A 20,337-nucleotide genomic window follows, 5' to 3' on the forward strand; every position below is an offset into this window, starting at 1 on the left:
CGGAGACTTTCGCCCTGGCGGCTCGGGATCCGCGAGAACGGGACTGCCTGCCGACGTACTTCCCTTCGTGGTGAACACGAACGGCCCGTTCCGGCGCGGCCGAGCGCCCGCCGACCTACTCCAACCGGCGCAGGAAGCGGGCCGGCTGGTCGAGGAAGCCGCGCCATGTCCGCACCAGGTCGAGGTCGTCGTAGCGGCAGGGGCGCAGGCCCGTCTCGTCGAGCTCGTAGAGGTCGGCTCCGGGGAGGGCCGCGAGGATCGGCGAGTGCGTGGAGAGGACGACCTGCGAGCCGCCGGCGACCAGATCGCGCAGCTGCCCGATCAGGGCGAGGCAGCCCGACACCGAGAGGGCCGACTCCGGCTCGTCGAGGAGCCACAGCCCGCTGATCCGGGAGCGGTTCGCCACGATGTCGAGGAACGACTCGCCGTGGCTCCGCTCGTGGTATCCGCCGTCGATCCCCACCTCCTCCAGGTAGCTGAAGAAGCCGTGCATCGTCTCGGCGCGGAGGAAGAAGCCGCGCTTGGACGCCCCGGCCCCGCGGACCAGCTGGAGGTGCTCGGCCAGGTCCGACTCCGAGGCGCGGGAGGAGTGCATGGCACCCGTGGATCCGCCCTCAGCGTTCAGCCCGTAGGCGAGGGCGACCGCCTCGAGCAGCGTCGACTTGCCCGAGCCGTTCTCGCCGGTGATCACCGTCACCTGGCCGAGATCCCAGCCCTCGGCCAGCACCTGCCGCACGGGCGCGAGCGTCGCGGGCCAGCGCGCGAGGTCGGCGGGGTGCTCGGGTCGGGCCTGCACGCGGCGCACCGGGAGGGTCGAGAACACCCGGTCAGTCAAGCAGGTCGACGCTCCAGCCGGCCTCGGCCAGCGCGCGGGCCGTGTCGGCGCGGGGGGAGTAGGGGAGGTCGTCGGCGCCGACCACGCGGTAGTCGGTGTCGCCGGGGCCGACCCAGAGGACGGAGTCGGACGGGCCGGCCCGGTGCAGCGCGGCGCGGACGGCGTCGGCCGGCTCCGCGATCTCGAGCACCTCGCAGCGCTCGACGCGGCGGGCGCCGTCGACCAGGGCGCGACGGATCCGCGCCGGGTCCTCGAAGCGCGGGTGGTGGTCGGTGACGATCACCAGGTCGGCGCGCTCGGCGGCGGCCCGGCCCATCGGCGCGCGCTTGCTCGGGTCGCGGTCGCCGTCGGCGCCGAGGAGGACGAGCACGCGGCCGGGCGTCACCTCGCGGAGGGCGTCGACGGTGCGCGCGACCGAGTCGGGCGTGTGCGAGAAGTCGAGGAAGACCCGCGGCCCGTCGGCGCCGGACACGAGCAGCGTCCGCCCGGGCACGGTGACGTCGATCCCGGAGCCGACCGCCGCGGCCACCCGGTCGCGCGCGTGGCCCGCCTCGATCAGCATCACCAGCGCGAGGGCCGCGTTCGAGGCCATGTGGCGGCCGAGGAGCGGGACGGAGGTGGTCGTCGACCAGCCGTCGCGGGCGGTGAGCCGGAAGCGGGTGCGGTCGACCGCGGTCTCGAGCACGTCGATCCGCCAGTCGGCTCCGTCCCCGGCGGAGAGCGTCACGACCGGGACGGAGGCCTCGCGGGCGACCCGGCGCCCCGCCTCGGTGTCGACGACCACGACGCCGCGCCGGCTCCGCTCGGGCGTGAACAGGCGCTGCTTGGCGCGGAGGTACTCGTCCAGGTCGCCGAAGTCGTCGAGGTGGTCGTGGCTGAGGTTGGTGAACCCGGCGACGTCGAGCACGATCCCCTCCATCCGCGAGCGCACGAGCGCCTGAGCGCTGACCTCGATCGCCGCCGCCTCGACGCCGTCCTCCGCCATCCGGGCCAGGAGCGCGTGCAGCTCGGAGGCCTCGGGCGTGGTGAGGCGGCTGGCGACCACGTGGTCGGCGCTGCGGCGCTCGGCGGTGGAGCTCAGCCCCGAGACGACGCCCAGCTGCCGGAGCACCGCGTCGAGGAGGTGCACGGTGCTGGTCTTGCCGTTGGTGCCGGTCACGCCGAGGAGCACCGGTCCGCTCCTCGTGCCGTACACCCGCGCCGCGACCGGGCCGAGGGCGGTGCGGGGGTCGTCGCTGAGGAGGACGGGCAGTCCGGAGGCGCGCGCCTCGTCGAGCCCGCCCGCGTCGGTGAGCACGGCGACCGCTCCTGCCGCCGCCGCGTCGGCCGCGAACCGGGCCCCGTGGCTCCTCCTGCCGGGGAGCGCGGCGAAGAGGGCGCCGGGGCCCGCCTCGGTGTGCGACGGTCACCGCGGTGATGCGGACGTCGGAGCCGTCGCCGTGGAGGCGGAGCCGATCGCTCGCGAGGTCGGCGAGCGCGACACCGGCGGCGTGGAGCGGTTCGAGGAGCCGGAACACCGGCATGCGGGCCTCCTGCGGGGCGGGCGGGGCGGCGTCGCCGAGGGCCCGCGGGCGCCGCCGGGCGACCGGAGGGGGAGGGCCGAGAGGCCCATGCCTCAGCCTGCGCGCCGCTCCCCCCGATCGGGGAGGCCCTTGCCACCGCCCGCGCGGGCCGCTACCCGCCTCCGCCTACTGCCGCGAGAACGCCTCCTGGTACAGCGCCGCGAGCTCGGGGGAGCTCTCACCGCTGAGGCCGCAGGTCAGGATCGTGTCGCCGTCGGCCGCGACCAGGTAGTCGACCCCGGTCTCGAACACGATCGGGGCCCCGTCCACCGCCGTCTCCCTGCCCTGGGTGACTGTGACGCCGTCGCCGACCTCGCCCGCGTAGCGCTCGAGCACGTGCAGGGTGACGGTGCTCCCGTCGATCGAGCGGACCTCGGCCCGGAACGCGAGCTGAGCAGGGGCCAGCGCGGCGACCGTCACCGGCGAGCACGCGGCCATCGGCCCGCCCGTGCTCGGCAGGATCAGCGTCGAGGTGCTGCCCCCGCCCACGCCGAGCGCGAAGGGCAGCAGGAGGGAGGCGGCGGCCCCGGCGCTCAGCGCGCCGACTCCCACGATCAGCCAGGGGGAGCGGCGGCGGGAGTGCACCGTCCGCGTGCCCTCGCCCGTCGCGGCGGCGATCTGCTCGGCGAGCTCGTCGCGGTCGAGCGCGGGGAGGCTCCGCGCGGGGTCGACCGTGCGGAGGAGGCGGCGGACGTCCTCGTCGTCGGTTCCGGTCATCGGAGTCCCCCTTCGGGCGCGTGCGGGTCGGTGGAGTCGTAGAGCTCGGCGAAGCGGCGCCGCGCGCGATGGAGGCGGATCGAGACGGCGTTCGCCGTGACTCCGAGGACCGCGGCGATCCCACGGACGTCGAGCTCCTCCCACGCCCAGAGGCGCAGCAGCTCGGCGTCCTGCTCGCGCATCCGGGCGAGCACGAGGCGCACGGTCTCCTCCGCGCCCGACGCCTCGCCCTCGTCGATCTGCACCTGCGGCGGATCGACGACCGCGATCCGCTGGGCGAGCATCACCTGGCGGCGCTGCATCCGCCGGGCGTTCTGCAGCTGGAGCCGGGCGACGCCGATCGCCCACGGCACCGGGTCGTCCTCGGGGACGTCGGCGCTGCGGCGCCAGAGCACCGAGAGCGTCGCGGCGAGCACGTCGTCGGCGGTGGCGGAGTCGGTGCGCCGCCAGAGGTAGCGGCGGACGGGATCGGCGACCGCGGCGGCGACCGCGGCGAACCGGTCGGGACCCGCGAGGGGAGCTGGCATGTGCCTCATGCTCCCTCCTGTCCGGGATCGGCGCACATCTTTCACCGGCGCGCCGAGCGGGACTCCGCGCTCTCCCAGCAGCGCGGGAGCGCGGGTCGGCGCTCAACGCCGCGAGGCGCCGACGAACTCCAGCCAGCCGGCCACGAACGGCTCGATGTCGTCCACCTCGTCCAGCGCGAGAGCGTCCAGATCGACTCCGCGGCACTCCAGCGTGAGGACGTGCCCGCGCACCCAGGCGGCCGCGCGCACGGCCCCGGCTCCCTCCCAGACCTCGAAGGGCTCCGGAGCCCCGTCGACCGGGATCTCCGCGATCCGCGTGGGAGCGGGCAGCGCCTCCGGCTGCACGAACGAGACGGGCGCCTCCTCCCGGCAGCAGAGCAGCGCGACGTCGTGCCGCGGATCGCCGAGGGTCGTGCGGATCTCGACGGAGGGCCCCGGCCCGCCCGGGACCGCCTCGTCGGCGAGGAACGAGAGCCCCCGCGGGCCGCCCGTCAGCGTCCACTCCGCCAGCAGCCGCGGACCGCTCCAGCCCGAGACCGCCCAGAGCGGGAGGTCGCCGAACGACCCCCGGATCCGCGCGACCCGCTCGGCGAGGTGCGCGGAGAACTCCTCCTCGCCGAGACGCCGCGCTCCGTCCATGGCCCGATCGTAGGTCGGGTACCGCGGCACGGCCAGACCCCTCGCTACTGTGAACGTCGACCCCCGCCTCCCTTCCCCGCCGAGGAGCCCCATGCCCATCTGGACCCTGCACGGAGACGGCCGCACCGTCGAGCCCGGCGCCGTCGTCGCCCCCGGCGAGCGGCTCGCCTGGCCGGCCACGATCGCCATCGGAATCCAGCACGTCGTCGCCATGTTCGGAGCGACGTTCCTCGTGCCCGTGCTCACCGGGTTCCCGGTCGCCACGACCCTGCTCTTCTCCGGAGTCGGGACGCTGCTGTTCCTCCTGATCACGCGCAACCGGCTCCCCAGCTACCTCGGCTCGAGCTTCGCCTTCATCGCGCCCGTCACGGCCGCGACCGCCGTCGGAGGGACGGGGTCGGCGCTCGCCGGAGTCGTCGCCGTGGGCCTCCTCCTGGCCGCCGTCGGCGTCCTGGTGCAGGTCGTCGGCCTCGGCTGGATCGACAGGCTGATGCCGCCGGTCGTCGCCGGCGCGATCGTCGCCCTGATCGGGTTCAACCTGGCTCCGACCGCGTACCTCAGCTTCAAGCAGGCGCCGATCACCGGGACGATCACGCTCGCCGCGATCATCCTGTCGAGCGTGTTCCTCCGCGGCTTCCTCGGCCGCGTCTCGATCTTCCTCGGCGTGGTCATCGGCTACGTCGTCGCCCTGCTCCGGAACGAGATCGACTACTCCGCGGTCGGTGCGGCCGACTGGTTCGGGCTTCCGCCGTTCACCTTCCCCGACTTCGCCTCCGGATCCACGTGGTCGGGCATCGCGATGTTCCTGCCTGTCGTGCTCGTCCTCATCGCCGAGAACGTCGGCCACGTCCGCGGCGTCGCGACGATGACCGACGCCTCCGCCAACGCCAGCACCGGCCGGGCCCTGATCGCGGACGGTGTGGCGACCACCCTCTCCGGCGCCTTCGGCGGCTCCGGCACCACGACCTACGGCGAGAACATCGGAGTGATGGCGGCCACCCGCGTGTACTCGACAGCCGCCTACTGGGTCGCCGGCGTCACTGCGATCCTGCTCAGCCTCTCGCCCAAGGTCGGCGCCGTCTTCAACTCGATCCCGGCCGGTGTCCTGGGCGGCGCGACCACTGCGCTCTACGGCCTGATCGGCGTGATCGGCATCAAGATCTGGATCGACAACCGCGTCGACTTCTCGCGCCCGGTCAACCAGTACACCGCCGCGGTCTCCCTCGTGATCGCGATCGCCGGCTTCTCGTTCTCCTCCGGCGGCTTCGAGCTCGGCGGCATCGTCCTCGGCGCCGGCGCCGCCCTCGTGATCTACCACCTGGGCAACGCCATCGCCCGCTGGTGCCGCACCGGCGCCGACGACGGCGGCCCCCTCCCCGCCATCGGCCAGCTCGGCGGCGACCCGCAGGACCGCTGACCACGGCCTGCTCCGTCCTGCCGCTCCCGAGACGCCGCCGTGCCGTCCGGACGCCGCCCTCCGGCGGACGTCCCGGCGCGCGCGGCGGCGTCTCGGGCGCCCGCCGGAGCCGTCCCGGCGCGCGCACCGCAGCACCGCCTCCGCTTACCACGTTCGGGGCAGTCCGCAACCCGGTGCGCTCCCAGGCGGCTCCCGCCTAACGTCGAGCCTGACGACCGCAGCAGCGGAACGCCGCACACCGAGTGAGACAGCAAGGAGCACCACCGTGCCGCAGATCATCGAGACCGTCGACGTCAACGTCCCCGTGTCCGTCGCCTACAACCAGTGGACCCAGTTCGAGGAGTTCCCGCGCTTCCTCGACGAGGTCGAGTCGATCCAGCAGGTCACCGACACCCTCACCGTCTGGAAGGTGAAGGTCGGCCCCGTCGAGCGCGAGTTCGAGGCGAACATCACCGAGCAGCACCCCGACGAGCGCGTCGCCTGGAACAGCACCGGCGGCGAGACCGACCACGCCGGCGTCGTCACCTTCCACAAGCTCTCCGACACCGAGACCCGCGTCACCGTGCAGCTCGACTGGGAGCCGAAGGGCTTCCTCGAGACGCTCGGCTCGCTCGTCGGCGCCGGCAGCCACGCCGTGAAGAAGGACCTGAACAACTTCAAGGAGTACATCGAGAAGCAGGGCACCCCCGACGGTGCCTGGCGCGGCGACGTCGAGGCCTGAGCCGTGACCGACGCAGCCACCTCGTCCGAGGGCGAGAAGAAGGCGAACGGTCTCGGCGACGACGAGACCATCCCGCACTCCGAGGACGGGCTGGCGGTGGGGGTCTCCGGAGACTCGCACTTCAACCCCGAGGAGGACGCTCCCGAGGAGCCCTCCGAGAGCTGACGCTCTCCTCCGGGGAGCCCGACCGCTCTCCTCCGCGAGATGCCACTTGTGCACACGACACGCCGCGAGGCGTGCGCACAGGTGGCATCTCGCGGTTGAAGGCTCAGCGCCAGGCCCGGGTGTACTGCGGGGGCACCGGCAGGTCCGCGCCGAGCTCGTGCGCCATCCGCACCGGAGCGTTCGGGTCGCGCAGCAGCTCGCGGGCGAGCAGCACGACGTCGGCGTCGCCGTTCGCGACCACGCCCTCCGCCTGCTCCGCCGTGGTGATGAGTCCCACGGCGCCGACCAGCGCACCGGTCGCCTTCCGCAGGTCGCGCGCGAACGGCACCTGGTAGAGCGGCGCCACCGGGATGCTGGCGTGCACGAGTCCGCCGGTCGACACGTCGAAGAGGTCCACGCCCTCGGCGCGCGCCCACTCCGAGACGGTGATCGTCTCCTCCAGTGTCCAGCCGCCCTCGGCCCAGTCGGTCGCGGAGAAGCGGACGAGCAGCACGAGCTCCCCGATCTCGGCGCGGACCGCGCGGACGACCTCGAGCAGCAGGCGCGCCCGGTTCTCGAGCGAGCCGCCGTAGGAGTCCTCGCGGGTGTTCGAGAGCGGCGACAGGAACTGATGGAGCAGGTACCCGTGCGCGGCGTGCAGCTCGATCACGTCGAAGCCGGCGTCCGCGGCGCGGCGGGCGGAGGCGCGGAACGCCTCGACGAGGCCGGGCAGCTCCTCCGCGGCCAGCTCGCGCGGCTCCGCGTAGCCCTCGAACGCGACGGCCGAGGGAGCGACGGTCGGCCAGCCGCCGTCCTCCAGCGGCACGGATCCGCGTCCGCTCCACTCGCGGTAGGTCGACGCCTTCCGGCCCGCGTGGGCGAGCTGCACGCCCGCGAGCGCGCCCTGTCCGTGCACGAAGTCGACGATCGGAGCCCAGGCGTCGCGCTGCTCGTCGTTCCACAGCCCCGTGTCCCAGGGGCTGATCCGCCCCTCGGGGACGACGGCGGTGGCCTCCGCGATGACGACGCCCGATCCGCCGCGCGCGAGCCCGCCGAGGTGCACGAGGTGCCACGAGGTGGGCACCCCGTCCTGCGCCTCCACCGAGTACTGGCACATCGGTGCCGCCCAGAGGCGGTTGCGCGCGGTCCTCGAGCGGAGCGTCAGCGGCTGGAACAAGGCGGTGTCGGTCATGTCTCTCCTGTCGTGCTTCTCCGCGGAACGCCGCTTCGGTAGGCGATACGCCGGTGTGGGCGCACGCCGGCGGCATCTCGCGGAGGGGGTCACGTGCTCCAACCGGGAGGAGAGCCCGGCTATGCCCGGATCAGCGCGGCCAGGTCGCCCCGGGCGCGTCCTGCCAGACGGTGCTCGGCGGAGCGAGCGACTCCAGCTCCTCGAACAGCGCGTCGGGGATCTCGAGCGCGTCGTCGGCCACGAAGGAGTCGTAGTGCTCGGCGGACGTGGCGCCGACGACCGTCGTCGTCACGCGGGGGTCGCGCGTCGAGAACTGCAGCGCGGCGGCGGCGAGCGGCACGCCCGCCCGCTCGCAGGCCGCTCCCATCGCCGCGACGGCGTCGACGATCTCGCGCGGCGCCGGCCGGTAGGCGTAGGAGGCGACCGGCTCCGGCCAGCGCGCGAGGGCGCCTCCGCCGTAGACCGCCGCGTTGACGACGATCACGCCGCGGTCGACGGACGCGCCGATCAGCTCCTCGGAGGAGCGGTCGACCAGCGTGAAGCGGTTGTGGGTGATCACGGCGTCGAAGAGGCCGGTGTCGACGTAGTGGCGCAGCATCGGCGCGGGTCCGCCCGAGATCCCGATCGAGAGGGCGACGCCCGCCTCCTTCATCGCGACGAGCGCGCGGACCGGGCCGTCCTCGGCGAAGGCCTCGTCGTACGAGATGCGTTCCGGGTCGTGCAGGTAGAGCAGGGGGAGGACGTCCATACCGAGGCGCTCGCGGCTCTCGTCGAGGCTGCGGCGCATCCGCTCGGCCGAGTAGCTGCCGGTGCTCGGGTCGCGGTCGAGCTTGGTGACCACGGTGATCCCCTCGGGGACGCCGCCGCGGGCCTGCAGGGCCTCGCCGATCAGGCGCTCGCTGTGGCCGCCGGCGTACTCGTTGGACGTGTCGATGACGGAGACGGCGCGGGTGGCGGCGTCGGAGTCGAGGACGCGCTCGAGGGCCGGCACCCGGTCGAGGTCGGCGACGCGCTCGGGGCGCCAGGAGGTGCCGAGGGTCAGCCGGGTGACGGTGGCGCCGGACGGGCCGAAGGGCCGGAGGCGGGAGGACTGCGGAGTCATCCGCTCAGCCTGGCAGCGCCGGGGTCCTCCCCGCATCCCGCGGAGGATGAACGGTCAGTGGACGAGAGTGCTCAGCCCGACCACGCCGAAGCCCAGGAGCGTCGTCGAGAGCGTCCCGGCGGAGAGGTGGGCGATCCGGAAGACGGCGATGGAGCGGAGCGCCGCGGCAGCCTCCGAGGTCGACGAGGTGTCGTGCTCGACGGGATCCCTCCGCGGGGCCTTCCGCGGGGCTCGACGACCGGGCGGCGGGCCGGCCCGAGGCCACCCTCACGGCGGGACGCGGGCCGGTGGTGCGGCCTAGGCTCGGCGCGTGACCGTCGATACCGCCGCCGCCGACTCCTCCGCCCGCTCCGCCGTGCTCGACGCTCTCGCCACTCCGGCGCTGGTGCTCGACGAGGCGGTGCTCGACCGCGACATCGCCGCCGTCGCCGCGGCTTCCCGCGAGCGGGGCCTGGCGCTCCGCCCCCACGCGAAGACGCACAAGTCGCTCGAGATCGCCCGGCGCCAGCTCGCCGCAGGGGCCGTCGGGCTCACCGTCGCGACCGTCTCGGAGGCCGAGGTCTTCGCCGCGGGAGGGATCCGCGACCTCTTCATCGCCTACCCGCTCTGGCTCGACGCCGAGCGCGCCGGGCGGCTCCGCCACGTCCTCGCGAGCGCCCGTGTGCGGGTCGGCGTCGACTCGGCGGAGTCGGCCGAGCGCCTGGCCGCGGCCCTGCCCGAGCGCGAGGGGCTCGAGGTCGTCGTCGAGATCGACTCCGGCCACCACCGCAGCGGCGTGCTCCCCGCCGAAGCCGGCGCGATCGCCGCGGCCGCCGTCTCCGCCGGGCTCGACGTCGCCGGCGTCTTCACCTTCCCCGGCCACAGCTACGCGGCCGGCAACGGAGCGGCGGCCGCCCGCGACGAGGCGCGCGCGCTCGCCGAGTCGGTCGCGTCGCTCGCGGCGTCCGGAGTCGAGGCCCGCGTGGTCAGCGGAGGCTCGACCCCGTCGGCCGCGTTCGCCGACTCCTCGGTGCTCACGGAGCTGCGCCCCGGGGTCTCGGCCCTCGGCGACGCCCAGCAGTGGGAGATCGGCACGATGACGCCCGAGGACATCGCCGTCACCGTCCTCGCCACGATCGTGTCCCGCCGCGGCGACCACCTGATCGCCGACGCGGGCAGCAAGGTGCTCTCCTCCGACCGCGGCGCGGCCTCGAGCGGCTTCGGCCGCCTCCCGGAGCACCCGGAGGCGCGCATCCCGGTGCTCTCGGAGCACCATGCGACGATCACCGGTGTCGACCTGCCCGTGGGGACGCGGGTGCGGATCGCGCCGAACCACGTCTGCGTCGCGGTGAACCTGGCCGACGAGTACCGCGTCCTCCTCCGCGACGGCGGCGGCGCCGTCTGGCCCATCGACGCCCGCGGGCGGAACAGCTAGGCGATCCGCGAGCGCGGGATCCGCAGGCCGAGCAGCGCGCTCGCCGCCAGCAGCACGAAGGCGGAGGCGAAGGCCGCGGTCGGCGATGCGGCGTCGGCGAGAGCGCCTGCGAGCAGCGGCCCGATCACGCCGCCCAGGTCGGACGCGGCCTGGAACACCGAGACCGGCTTGCCGCCGCGCTCGCCCGCGGCGTCACCGACCAGCGCACCCGGGGCCGTGCCCATGAAGGCGGCCGCCGCTCCGTAGACGCAGAGCAGCACGACGAGCAGCCACAGCTCCGAGACGAACGGCATCGCCAGCATCGCCACCGCCGCGACGGAGAATCCGCCGATCAGCGCCGGGCGCCGGCCGACCGTGTCGACGAAGCGGCCGGCGGGCGCCAGCGCGATCGTCTGCACCACCGCGGCGATCGCGAACGCGATGCCGGTCCAGGCGGGCTGCCCGCCGAGCCCCTCGACGACGAGCACGGGGACGAGCGTCGCGCGGACTCCCATCGCCGACCAGCCGAGGGCGAAGTTCGCCAGCACCGCGCTCTGGTACCGGCGGTCGCGGGCGACCTCGCGCAGGGGCTTCGTCCTCGCCGCGGCGGACGGTGCCGCGTCGCGCTCCGGCCGCTGCAGCAGGATCAGCCCGACGAGCCCCGCGATCGCGAGCGTGCCGGCGTAGAAGAAGAAGGGGGCGGTGAGCGAGATCGCCGTGAGCACGCCGCCCACCGCGGGGCCCGCCATGCCGCCGAGCAGGAAGCCGCCCTGGTAGAAGCCGATCGAGCGGCCGCGCCGCTCCGGGCTCGCGGTGCGCAGGAGGAGCGTCATCGCCGCGACGGAGAACATCGCGGAGCCGATGCCGCCGGCCCCGCGCAGCAGGAGGAGGTGCGGGTAGTCGGAGGCGAAGCCGACCAGCGCCGAGGAGAGCGCGACGATGCCGATGCCGACAGCGAGCACGACCCGCTCGCCGAACCGGTCGACCAGCGGCCCCACGAACGGATTCGCGACCAGCCGCATCAGCGCGAACGCCGAGACGACCGCGCCGACCGCCGTGTAGTCGACGCCGAAGCTGCGCACGTAGGTCGGCAGCACCGGCACGACGACGCCGAACCCCAGCATCACGAAGAAGGCGACGACCCCCAGCACGAGCACGTCCCGCGGCAGTCGCTCGCTGTCTCGGGAACGCCACGGGAATCGCACCTGTCGACGCTACCCCCTGCCGCAGGCCCCACCCGACTCCGGACGGGAACCCACCGGGCAGCACGCCGGACGCGCCTGTCGGAGCCGTACCGCGCCGCGGCGCCGGTCGGCGAGCTCGGACCGGATACGGTCCTTCGATCCGTCCCGGAGGAACCGGTGCACCGGGAGCGGACCGGGACGGGCCCTCGACCGACAGGAGACCCGTGAGACGCACCACAGCTGTGCCGGCCCTACTGGCGGCCACGCTCCTCCTGACCGGGTGCGGGAAGCCGGGAGGCGTGCAGGAGGCCGCTCCCTGTGTCCCGCTCGAGCGCACGTGGAACGACTACGCGCCGGAACTCGATCCCGTTCTGCGTCCACCGTTTCGCGAAGCCCTCGAGGGCTTCGACGAGAGCTCCTCGAACTCGATCGCGTCCGACGCTGCTCGTCTCGCCACGAGCAATCTGCTCTCCGCGATCTCCGGGGATCGACGAGCGAGCGAGTACTTCTGGAACGCCATGGACCTGATCGGCCGTGAGTGCGCCGAGGCGGGAGTCCCGCTGTCGTTCGACCACCACGGCGAGCAGTTGACCACGGGGAGCAGCGCCGACCACGGGCGCCCGCCCTGGGCTCTCGATCCGCCGCCTCAGCCGGAGAGCGGCACGATCGAGCCGACGATCCCGGAGTAGCTCACGTAGTAGAGGACGCCGTCGCGGTGGAGGACGCCGCGGCCGGGGTAGCTCTCGTCCGGTCCGTCGGGCCCGTCGAGGAAGCCCGGAGCCGCGGTGTCGTCGGCGGTGAACCCGTCGGCGAGGAGCGCGGCGGTCCGGTCAGGCCACTCCGCGTCCGGGACCGCCAGCTGCCCGACCACGACCGACACGTCGCCCTGGCCGCTCCACCGGCAGAGCACCCCGTCCTCGGCGATCTCCTGCACGACGGGGTAGTCGACGTCGTAGACCGTCGCCTCGGGTGAGAGGGCGAGACCGTCCTCGGCGAGCGACCCCTCCTCGTCGGCGGTGAGCAGGTCCTCGCAGGGGAGCAGGGCGGTGGCCGGGGTCGCGGTGGGCAGCGGAGTCGTGCTGCCGGCGCTCGCGGTCGGGACGGCACTGCTCGGCATCGGAGCGCTCGAGACCAGCGGTGGAGCGGTCGTCGGGGCCGTCCCCTCGTCGGCGCTTCCCGTGCAGCCGCTCAGCGCGAGCAGCCCCGCCCCGCAGGCGAGCAGCGCACCGGCGCCCCTCGCGGTCGTCGTCCGGATCATCGCGAGCCCCCTCGTCCGCGGCGGCCGCGTCGCCGCCCCCTCGATCCTCTCCTCCGCCCTCCCCGGCTGTCCACCGCCCCCGGCCGGCGCCGAGGCGACTACCGCTTCGGCCCCGCGCCGATCGCCCAGACCCGCGGCGGCACGGTGCCGTTGACCGCGTGGTCGCCGACGATCCGCGCCTTGAACACCCACGGATTGTGGCTCGCGGCCGTACGCGCATTGCGCCAGTGCCGGTCGAGGTTCTTGCGGGTGCTCACCCCGGAGGCGCCCAGCGCGTCGAAGAGGTCGGAGGTCGCCCGGGTGGCCAGCTGCGTCAGGACGATCTGGGCCTGCGCCGTCTCGAGCTCGGCGAGGTCGTTCTGCCGCTCGTCCTCGAGCGGGTCGCCGTCGAGGGCCGCGTCGTGCGCCCGCTGCAGCGCGACCGCCGCGCGCTCCACGATCGCCGCTCCCGCATAGGCGGCGGCCGAGACCTGTCCCACCACCTGCAGGATCTGCGGATCCGCCGCGAACGACTCGGCGTTCCCGTGCGAGAAGATCCGGGTCCGCGCCCGCACCTCGGCTGCGATCTCGCGCTCGGCCCCCGCGATCGAGCCCGCCAGCACGGCCAGCAGCACCGCCTGGTAGAACGCGGTCTGGTAGCGGAACCGGGTCTCGAAGTCGATCACGTCCTCGGCCGCGACCACCGCCTCCGTGAAGGTGCTCGTCCCCGAGCCTGTGGTGCGCTGGCCGAAGCCGTCCCAGTCGTCGGCGTGCTCGACGCCCGCCTGGCGAGCGTCGACGATCGCGATCACCTTCTGCCCGGTGTCGGTGCGCTGGGCGAAGGTGTCGATCCAGTCGGCGAAGACGCTGCCGGTGGAGTAGTACTTCGTGCCGGTCACCGTGAACCGCGTCGGGTCGCCCTCGACCGGAGCGACCTTCGTCTGCACGTCGCCGATCGCGACCGTGCCGACCTCGGTCCAGGCGTTGCCGCCGAGCTCGCCGTCGGCGAAGCGCCGGAGCCAACGCTCGCGGGTCCCGTCGGTCGCGAGCAACCGGTCCTCGACCAGGGCGAAGTGGCCGCGGAGCGCCTGGGGCAGGTTGGAGTCGGCGGCGGCCAGCTCCGTCAGCAGGCGGAACAGCTGGGGGAGGCTCGCGCCGGCCCCGCCGGACTCCAGCGGCACGCGCACCGCGCCGAACCCGGCGTCCGCCAGCGCTCGGATCTGCGCGACCGGCAGCTCGCGTGCGCTCTCCCGCGCCGCCGCTCCCGCCGCGATCTCGGCGAACAGCGGCCGGAACCGCCCCGCCAGCTCCTCGTAGTCCACCTCGGGCACGGCCCGCACGTCGGTCACGGTCATCGTCGGCTCCTGTTCCGCTGCGCCCACCCCGGGCGGCTCGTGCTCGACGGTAGGGGAGGAGCCCGGTCCGCGGTCCGCCCGTGACGCCCGGTGTCCCTCCGTGACGCCCGGTGTCCCTCCGTGACCTCCGGTGTCCCTCCGTGACGCCCGGATCGGGGAATGCCTCGCCCCCGGGGCTGTTGGCCCAGGGGATGTCCTCCACCACTCCCGTCCCCCCGTCCGACCCCCGCAGCGCCCTCGTCGTCGGTGCGACCGGCATCGGCGGCTCCGCCCTCGTCGACCTGCTCACCGAGCAGGGCTGGCCGGTGACCGCCCTCTCGCGCCGCCCGATCGACGCGCGCCCCGGCGTCACTCCGCTCGCCGCCGACCTGCGCTCCGCCGAGGACCTGGCCCGCGTGCTCGCCGACCAGCGCCCCACGCACGTCTTCTTCACCGCCTGGTCGCGCCAGGCGACGGAGGAGGAGAACATCGCGGTCAACGGCGGCATGGTCCGCGACCTCCTCGCCGCGCTCGCGCACGCTCCCGTCGAGCACGTCGCGCTGGTGACCGGCCTCAAGCACTACCTGGGCCCGTTCGAGGCGTACGGGCAGGGCGCGATGCCCGACACCCCGTTCCACGAGGAGGAGGAGCGCCTCGACGCCCCGAACTTCTACTACGCGCAGGAGGACGAGCTCTTCGCCGCGGCCGGGCGCGCCGGGTTCACCTGGTCGGTGCACCGCTCGCACACGGTCATCGGGCACGCCGTCGGCAACGCGATGAACATGGGGCTGACCCTCGCGGTCGCGGCGTCGATCCACCGTGCCGAGGGCACCCCGTTCGTGTTCCCCGGCTCGCTCACGCAGTGGAACGGACTCACCGACATGACCGACGCAACGATCCTCGCCGAGCAGATGCTCTGGGCGTCGACGTCGGAGGCGGGCCGCGACCAGGCCTTCAACGTGGTCAACGGCGACGTCTTCCGCTGGCGCTGGATGTGGACCCGGATCGCGGAGCACTTCGGCGTCGAGCCGGTCGGCCCGGGGGAGGAGCCGCAGCCGCTCGAGCAGCAGATGGCCGATGCCGAGCCCGTCTGGCGGCGCCTCGTCGACGAGCACGGGCTGATCGAGCCCGACCTCTCCCGCGTCGCCTCCTGGTGGCACACCGACGCCGACCTCGGCCGGAACCTCGAGGTCGTCACCGACATCGGCAAGTCCCGCCTCGCTGGCTTCACGGCGTTCCACCGGACGGTCGACTCGTTCACGGCGCTCTTCGACCGCTACCGCGCGGAGCGCCTGATCCCCTAGCGGTTCGCTGCGGCGCCCCTCGCGATGAGCACGTCCGGCGAGAGCTGGTGGCGCACGAAGCGGAGCGTGAAGCTGCGGCGGTCTCCTCCGGAGACCCGCTCGGCGAGGACGCGGATGCCGAGGACGGCGACGACGCGCCACTGCTCGGTCTCGTGGGCGACGACGGCGCAGAAGAGGTCGCCCGGGCGCACCTCGTCGACGGTGGTGGTGAGGCTGTTCGTTCCGTGGGTCATCTGGCCGCTCCTGGTTCCGGCGGACCTCGCGGACGGCGCTTCGGGTGCGCCGCGCAGCCGTCCGCCGGTCGCTCGAGAGGGGGGCCCGAGCGGCCGGCGGCCGGTCATGCGTGCGACAGCAGGGACGAGCCCGCCGGAACGACCCCGTGCCGCAGGAGCAGTGTAGGACTGCGACCCTGACCGTGGCGCGGAATGTCAACCACTTGCGAGCGCGCTCCCGGGGTTCTCAGGCCCGGAGACGACGGAACCCGCCTCCCGGGCGGGAAGGCGGGTCGTGTCGGTGTGCGGCGGCGGCGCCTGATCGGGAGCGGCTCCGGCGCGGAGGGTCAGGCGGCGGGCTCGGCGCGGCGCAGCGGAACGGCGGCGTTGCTCGTCGGCTCGGGCACGATGCGGAGGCCGGCGCCGCTGTTGGCGCGCTCCATGAGGGCCTCGACCCACTCCGGGTTGATCGTGGGCTGGCGGCTGCCCTTGAACTCGAACTGGATCGGGATGGTCGGGTGCATCCATACGCCGCGGCGGCCGGTGCCGGCCTGGGGGCTCGCGTCGAGGGTGAGCAGGAAGCGCTCGTCGCGGCGGAACTTGTTGATGATGACGATCTGGAGGTGGGCGAGGGCGCGGTCCTCGACCTCGATGGCGGCGGGGGGAGTGCCGTACAGGATGTTGCCCATGGTGTGCTCCGATCTGACGTGCGAGTGGCTGACGTCCGTCACTCTATATCGCTAGAAAGACTTCCTACTAGTTGAGCTAGCTACTTACGTCGCGGAGTGCGTTTTCTGTCCATCGCCGCCGGACGCCTCGATTCTCCGACGGATCCGGGGCGCGGCAGAAGACCCCCGGAGTGAACTCCCGGGGACACGCGGTCGCGGCCGAGTGGACGCCGGTCAGGCGCGGCGCTGCTCCAGCACGCCGTCGGCGTACTCGCCGATCGGCTCGCCCGCGAGCTCCTGGGCGGCGTCGACCGTCTCGGAGTCGGCCGGGCGCTCGACGATGTCGCGCATCGTCTGCAGGAAGCGGATGACGGTCCCGGCCTCGGAGGGGTTGAGCGTCTCGGCCGCCTCGAGCATGCGGCGGTGCATCTCGTCGAGCGTCTCGCGCACCTCGCGGTGGGAGGTGGGGGTGGCGACGATGCGGATGGCCCGGCGGTCGCTCGGGTGCGGCTCCCGGACCACGTGCCCGCTCTTGACCAGCCGGTCGATCAGCACGGTCGTGGAGGCGGAGGAGATGCCGAGGTAGGAGGCCAGGTCCTTCGGGCTGACGTGCACGCCCTTCTGCTTGCGGCGCATGAGGAACTGCACGGCCAGCAGGTCGTTCTCGCCCATGCCCATGGATCCGCGGGTCCGGCGGCGCATCGCGGCCTCCGCCGTGCGGAAGGCGCGCATCGCGGCGAGGACCTCCACCGCTCCGGGCTCGGTCGCCTCACCCGAGAACCAGAAGGCCCCGGGTCGCTTCAGCGTGACCTCATCCATGCCGAACAGTCTAGACAGTCTCGTAGCAAGAACATCTAGACAAGCCAACCTCCCCCGAGGTGCTTGCCTGAAGGGGCGGCGACCACTACGAAGGGACTACTAGTTAGACGAGCTAGTGACTCATTCGCGAAGGGAGGTGCCCGTGCTGGACGAACTCGACCGCCTGCAGCCGCTCCTGGCCGACGTCGTGGATCCGCTGGTCGGCTCCACCCTCGCCTGTCGCTACCTCGTGCTCGAGCGGGTGGGGGAGGGCGGCAGCGCCGTCGTCTACCGCGCCCGCGACCTCCGCCTCGCCCGCCAGGTCGCGGTCAAGGTCCACCGCGACGTCCCGGACACCCCCAACGAGCGGGCGCGTCGCGAGCGCGAGATCCGCTTCCTGATCGACTCGCGTCACGCCTCCGTGGTGGACGTCCTCGACCAGGGCGAGATCCCCGGCGAGGAGGGGGACATCGCGTTCCTCGTCCTCGAGTACTTCGACCGCAGCGACCCGGCGGCCGACTGGTTCGCCTCCGGCGACCAGCGGCTCGTCGCGGAGGTCGGCGCCCAGGTGGCCGATGCTCTCGCGCACCTGCACGCGCAGGGCGTCCTCCACCGCGACGTGAAGCCCGAGAACGTCCTCGTCCGCTCGCGCGCCACCGCATCCGGCTTCTCCGCGCACGAGGCCAAGCTCAGCGACTTCGGGATCGCCCGCTCGGTCGACGACGCACGGCTCACCCGCTCCGACGTGCTGGTGGGCACCGCCGCGTACCTCAGCCCCGAGAGCCTCGGCTCCGGCCCGGTCGGACCGGCGTCCGACGTCTACTCGCTCGGGCTGGTCCTGCTCGAGGCCGTCTCGGGCCGCAGGGCCTACACCGGCACGACGCTCGAGATCTCGATCCAGCGCCTCCACCACGCGCCCGTCGTCCCGGAGTCGGTCCCGGCGGAGTGGCGCGAGCTGCTGACCGCGATGACCGCTCTCGACCCCGCCGACCGCCCCTCCGCCGAGGAAGTGGCACGCCGGCTGTGGGCGCGCCTGGCCGGCGGCCCCGCCGCGGCCGCCTCCCGCAGCGGAGTCACGGGCACGGTCGCCCTCGTCGCCGCGGGCCTGGTCGGCGCGGTGACGGCCCTCTCGCTCACCGGCTGGCTGGGCTGAGCGCCCCGAGCGGTCCCCGTCCGCTCAGGTTCCTCGCGAGCGTGCTCCCGTAGGCTCCGGGCGACCCTCGACCGACCCCGAGCCGCGTCGCCGCGGACCGAACGGAGCCGATCCCATGAGCCCGCGCCGCCTCTTCCGCCTGCTGTCGATCGTCGAGGCGGTGACCTGGACTCTCCTGATCGTGGGGATGCTGCTGAAGTACGCGGCCGGAGCCGGCGACTGGCCGGTGAGCGTCGCCGGGCCGATCCACGGGTTCGCGTTCCTCGCCTACGGAGCCGCGGCCCTGGTGCTCGCGGTGAACCAGCGGTGGTCGGCGGGCGCGACGGCGCTCGCGGTCGTCAGCGCGGTCGTGCCCTATGCGACGGTCCCGCTGGAGCGCGGCTTCGAGCGCCGCGGCCTGCTGGAGGGCCCGTGGCGGACGCACGCCACGGACGACCCGCGCGACCGGCGCGTGACGAGCCGGCTCCTCCGCTGGGCGCTCGCGCGGCCCGTGCTCGCCGGGGCGCTGGTCCTGGCTCTGGTCGCCGTCGTCTTCGCGGCGCTGCTGGTGGTCGGCCCGCCCGGGGGCGGCGAGGCCTGATCCCGCGCGCGGCGTGCCTCAGACGGGGCGCGTCTCCGCGTCGATGAGGATCTCGGCGGCGCGACGCGCGTGCAGGGCGGCCTCCGGGGTTCCGGCGATGGCCGCGGTGGTCTGGGCGCCCTCGGCGAGGATCGCGAGCTGCGCGGCGAGCTCGGCGCCGCCACCCGCCTCCTCGGCGAGGGTCGCGAGGAAGCGCTGGAACGTCTCCTTGTGGTCGCGCGCCATCTCGGCGACCATCGGGTTCGACGAGCCGAGCTCCCCGAAGGCGTTGATGAAGCCGCAGCCGCGGAACGAGTCCTCGGAGAACCAGTCGAAGAGGAAGTCGTAGATCGCGAGCAGCTTGCCGCGAGGTCCGTCCGCCGCGGCGACCCGGGTGGTCACGCCGAGGGTCCACTGCTCGTGCCGGCCGTGCAGGACGGCGACCACCACCGACTCCTTGCTCGGGAACTCCGAGTAGAGGCGCTTCAGCGAGACGCCCGCGGCCGTGCGGAGCTCGTCCATCCCCACGGACTGGATGCCGCGCTCGTAGTAGAGCCGGTCGGCGGCCGCGAGGATCGCCTCGCGGGGAGGGCGCTCGTCGAGGATCGGGGACATCCCTCCATGGTAGGCGGTACCAGAACGGGCGTTCTCGGTCGGCTGCCGCGCTCTCCGCAGGGGATCCGGGGGTCGGACGCTGCTGCTAGCGTCGCGCTCGGGTGCGCAGGCGCCCGGGGACGGGAGGCGGACGCATGGTCGTCGCGATGCAGGCCGAGGGATTCGACGGGCCGGAGGCGCTGCGCGCCGTCGAGGTCGATCCGGGGGAGCCGACGCCCGGCAGGGTGCGGATCGCGGTGCGCGCCGCGGGCGTGAACCCGGCCGACGCGAAGCTCCTGCGCGGGATGTTCGGGCGCGGGCGGGTGCCGGTCCGGCCGGGCAGCGAGATCTCCGGAGTCGTGACCGCGGTCGGCGAGGGGGCCGAGGGGCCGCTCGGCCCGATCCGCGTGGGCGACGAGGTCGTGGCGTTCCGGGTCTCCGGCGGCTACTCCGCCGAGCTGGTCGCGCCCGCGAGCGCGGTCCTGCCCAAGCCCGCCGGGCTCGGCTGGGCGGCGGCCGCGGGCCTGCTGCTGGCCGGGACGACCGCCGAGCACCTCGTCGAGGCCACCCGCGTCTCCTCCGGGGACACCGTCCTGGTGCACGGGGCGAGCGGGGCCGTCGGCTCGCTCGCGGTGCAGCTCGCGGTCGCCCGCGGAGCACGGGTGCTGGGCACCACGAGCGAGCGCGGCGAGGAGGTCGTCCGCCGCTTCGGCGCGGAGCCGGTCCGCTACGGCGCCGGGCTGGAGGAGCGCGTGCGCGTCCTGGCCCCCGGCGGCGTCGACGTCGCGCTGGACACGGCGGGCACCGACGAGGCGCTGGACGCCTCGGTGGCTCTGGTCGCCGACCGCTCGCGCATCGCCACCGTCGCCGGCTTCGAGCACGCCGCCCGCCTCGGCGGGATCCTGATGCTCGGCGGCGGACCGGGAGCCGATCCCGGCACCGCGCTCCGCGACGCCGCCCGGCCGGGCCTGCTCGACCGCGCCGGTCGCGGGGAGCTCGAGGTCGTGCTCGGGCCCTCCTTCCCGCTGACCGAGGCGGCCGCCGC

At 74.1% G+C, this 20,337-nt stretch carries 22 protein-coding genes and 1 pseudogene; 9 read left to right on the forward strand and 14 right to left on the reverse strand.

Annotated elements, in window-relative coordinates; all coding sequences use genetic code 11:
* Window positions 1-115 precede the first annotated feature (115 nt).
* The 5 genes and pseudogenes from C5D04_RS11650 to C5D04_RS11670 form a co-directional block, all read right to left on the reverse strand.
* Window positions 116-823, reverse strand: a complete 708-nt coding sequence (locus C5D04_RS11650; protein WP_104268547.1) for an AAA family ATPase — start codon at window positions 821-823, stop codon at window positions 116-118.
* 4 nt (window positions 824-827) lie between these two features.
* Window positions 828-2,162 (reverse strand): annotated as a pseudogene (locus tag C5D04_RS11655) (Mur ligase family protein); the annotation flags it as partial.
* A gap of 361 nt (window positions 2,163-2,523) precedes the next feature.
* Window positions 2,524-3,114 carry a hypothetical protein gene (locus C5D04_RS11660; protein ID WP_104257119.1) on the reverse strand — a complete coding sequence of 197 codons (591 nt, stop codon included), beginning with the start codon at window positions 3,112-3,114 and terminating at the stop codon, window positions 2,524-2,526.
* A complete protein-coding gene (locus C5D04_RS11665; RefSeq protein WP_160033683.1) occupies window positions 3,111-3,641 on the reverse strand; it encodes an RNA polymerase sigma factor in 531 nt (176 codons plus the stop codon). Before C5D04_RS11665 ends, C5D04_RS11660 begins: the two co-directional genes overlap by 4 nt.
* A 102-nt stretch (window positions 3,642-3,743) precedes the next feature.
* The gene (locus C5D04_RS11670) at window positions 3,744-4,280 is read right to left on the reverse strand and encodes a hypothetical protein (protein ID WP_104225957.1); all 537 of its coding nucleotides are present in this window, start codon (window positions 4,278-4,280) and stop codon (window positions 3,744-3,746) included.
* Window positions 4,281-4,371: 91 nt separating this feature from the next.
* Between C5D04_RS11670 and C5D04_RS11675 the strand changes: the two genes are divergently transcribed.
* From C5D04_RS11675 to C5D04_RS18260, 3 genes are all read left to right on the forward strand, one after another.
* Window positions 4,372-5,697: a uracil-xanthine permease family protein gene (locus C5D04_RS11675; RefSeq protein WP_104347740.1), complete on the forward strand. Its 1,326-nt coding sequence runs from the start codon at window positions 4,372-4,374 to the stop codon at window positions 5,695-5,697.
* Window positions 5,698-5,962: 265 nt separating this feature from the next.
* Window positions 5,963-6,418, forward strand: coding sequence for an SRPBCC family protein (locus C5D04_RS11680; protein WP_104224157.1), 456 nt, complete (start codon window positions 5,963-5,965; stop codon window positions 6,416-6,418).
* 3 nt (window positions 6,419-6,421) lie between these two features.
* Window positions 6,422-6,583 (forward strand): hypothetical protein, encoded by a 162-nt coding sequence (locus tag C5D04_RS18260; protein ID WP_167299017.1) that lies wholly within the window; start codon window positions 6,422-6,424, stop codon window positions 6,581-6,583.
* Window positions 6,584-6,686: 103 nt separating this feature from the next.
* Here C5D04_RS18260 and C5D04_RS11685 read toward each other — a convergent pair whose 3' ends face one another.
* Window positions 6,687-7,754, reverse strand: coding sequence for an NADH:flavin oxidoreductase/NADH oxidase (locus C5D04_RS11685; protein ID WP_104254884.1), 1,068 nt, complete (start codon window positions 7,752-7,754; stop codon window positions 6,687-6,689).
* Window positions 7,755-7,884: 130 nt separating this feature from the next.
* A complete protein-coding gene (locus C5D04_RS11690; RefSeq protein WP_181137705.1) occupies window positions 7,885-8,856 on the reverse strand; it encodes an aldo/keto reductase in 972 nt (323 codons plus the stop codon).
* Window positions 8,857-9,166: 310 nt separating this feature from the next.
* Between C5D04_RS11690 and C5D04_RS11695 the strand changes: the two genes are divergently transcribed.
* Window positions 9,167-10,270 (forward strand): alanine racemase, encoded by a 1,104-nt coding sequence (locus C5D04_RS11695; protein ID WP_258068901.1) that lies wholly within the window; start codon window positions 9,167-9,169, stop codon window positions 10,268-10,270.
* Here the strand turns inward: C5D04_RS11695 and C5D04_RS11700 are convergent.
* Window positions 10,267-11,454, reverse strand: coding sequence for an MFS transporter (locus C5D04_RS11700; RefSeq protein WP_258061248.1), 1,188 nt, complete (start codon window positions 11,452-11,454; stop codon window positions 10,267-10,269). The two genes, C5D04_RS11695 and C5D04_RS11700, sit on opposite strands and share 4 nt — an antisense overlap.
* 203 nt (window positions 11,455-11,657) lie before the next feature.
* Here C5D04_RS11700 and C5D04_RS11705 point away from each other — a divergent pair, with 203 nt between their 5' ends.
* Window positions 11,658-12,122: a hypothetical protein gene (locus C5D04_RS11705; RefSeq protein ID WP_146087870.1), complete on the forward strand. Its 465-nt coding sequence runs from the start codon at window positions 11,658-11,660 to the stop codon at window positions 12,120-12,122.
* Here C5D04_RS11705 and C5D04_RS11710 read toward each other — a convergent pair.
* Complete coding sequence (locus C5D04_RS11710; protein WP_104347743.1) at window positions 12,080-12,691, reverse strand: hypothetical protein; 612 nt, start codon at window positions 12,689-12,691, stop codon at window positions 12,080-12,082. The genes C5D04_RS11705 and C5D04_RS11710 overlap by 43 nt on opposite strands.
* A gap of 98 nt (window positions 12,692-12,789) precedes the next feature.
* Window positions 12,790-14,025: an acyl-CoA dehydrogenase family protein gene (locus C5D04_RS11715; RefSeq protein ID WP_104266703.1), complete on the reverse strand. Its 1,236-nt coding sequence runs from the start codon at window positions 14,023-14,025 to the stop codon at window positions 12,790-12,792.
* A 191-nt stretch (window positions 14,026-14,216) separates the two neighbouring features.
* On the opposite strand from C5D04_RS11715, the gene C5D04_RS11720 reads away from it, so the two are divergent.
* Entirely contained in the window at window positions 14,217-15,308 is a 1,092-nt protein-coding gene (locus tag C5D04_RS11720) for an SDR family oxidoreductase (protein WP_104224165.1), read from the forward strand.
* On the opposite strand, the gene C5D04_RS11725 is transcribed toward C5D04_RS11720, so the two are convergent.
* From C5D04_RS11725 to C5D04_RS11735, 3 genes are all read right to left on the reverse strand, one after another.
* Window positions 15,305-15,541: a hypothetical protein gene (locus tag C5D04_RS11725; protein ID WP_104225949.1), complete on the reverse strand. Its 237-nt coding sequence runs from the start codon at window positions 15,539-15,541 to the stop codon at window positions 15,305-15,307. The genes C5D04_RS11720 and C5D04_RS11725 overlap by 4 nt on opposite strands.
* A gap of 326 nt (window positions 15,542-15,867) precedes the next feature.
* The gene (locus C5D04_RS11730; protein WP_104224199.1) at window positions 15,868-16,209 is read right to left on the reverse strand and encodes an ATP-dependent DNA ligase; all 342 of its coding nucleotides are present in this window, start codon (window positions 16,207-16,209) and stop codon (window positions 15,868-15,870) included.
* 213 nt (window positions 16,210-16,422) lie between these two features.
* Window positions 16,423-17,007 (reverse strand): MarR family winged helix-turn-helix transcriptional regulator, encoded by a 585-nt coding sequence (locus C5D04_RS11735; RefSeq protein WP_104347744.1) that lies wholly within the window; start codon window positions 17,005-17,007, stop codon window positions 16,423-16,425.
* A 142-nt stretch (window positions 17,008-17,149) separates the two neighbouring features.
* Between C5D04_RS11735 and C5D04_RS11740 the strand changes: the two genes are divergently transcribed.
* Together C5D04_RS11740 and C5D04_RS11745 are read left to right on the forward strand one after the other, a co-directional pair.
* Complete coding sequence (locus tag C5D04_RS11740) at window positions 17,150-18,139, forward strand: serine/threonine-protein kinase (RefSeq protein WP_181137706.1); 990 nt, start codon at window positions 17,150-17,152, stop codon at window positions 18,137-18,139.
* A 115-nt stretch (window positions 18,140-18,254) separates the two neighbouring features.
* Window positions 18,255-18,719 carry a DUF3817 domain-containing protein gene (locus C5D04_RS11745; protein WP_104225947.1) on the forward strand — a complete coding sequence of 155 codons (465 nt, stop codon included), beginning with the start codon at window positions 18,255-18,257 and terminating at the stop codon, window positions 18,717-18,719.
* Between the two features lie 18 nt (window positions 18,720-18,737).
* Here the strand turns inward: C5D04_RS11745 and C5D04_RS11750 are convergent, their stop codons facing one another.
* Window positions 18,738-19,313, reverse strand: coding sequence for a TetR/AcrR family transcriptional regulator (locus C5D04_RS11750; protein WP_104224170.1), 576 nt, complete (start codon window positions 19,311-19,313; stop codon window positions 18,738-18,740).
* Window positions 19,314-19,447: 134 nt separating this feature from the next.
* Between C5D04_RS11750 and C5D04_RS11755 the strand changes: the two genes are divergently transcribed.
* The coding region (locus C5D04_RS11755) for a zinc-binding dehydrogenase (RefSeq protein ID WP_258068902.1) at window positions 19,448-20,337 on the forward strand (890 nt) is incomplete at its 3' end.

Source organism: Rathayibacter sp. AY1D2 (genome assembly GCF_002932695.1).
In the GTDB taxonomy this organism is placed as follows: Bacteria; Actinomycetota; Actinomycetes; order Actinomycetales; family Microbacteriaceae; genus Rathayibacter.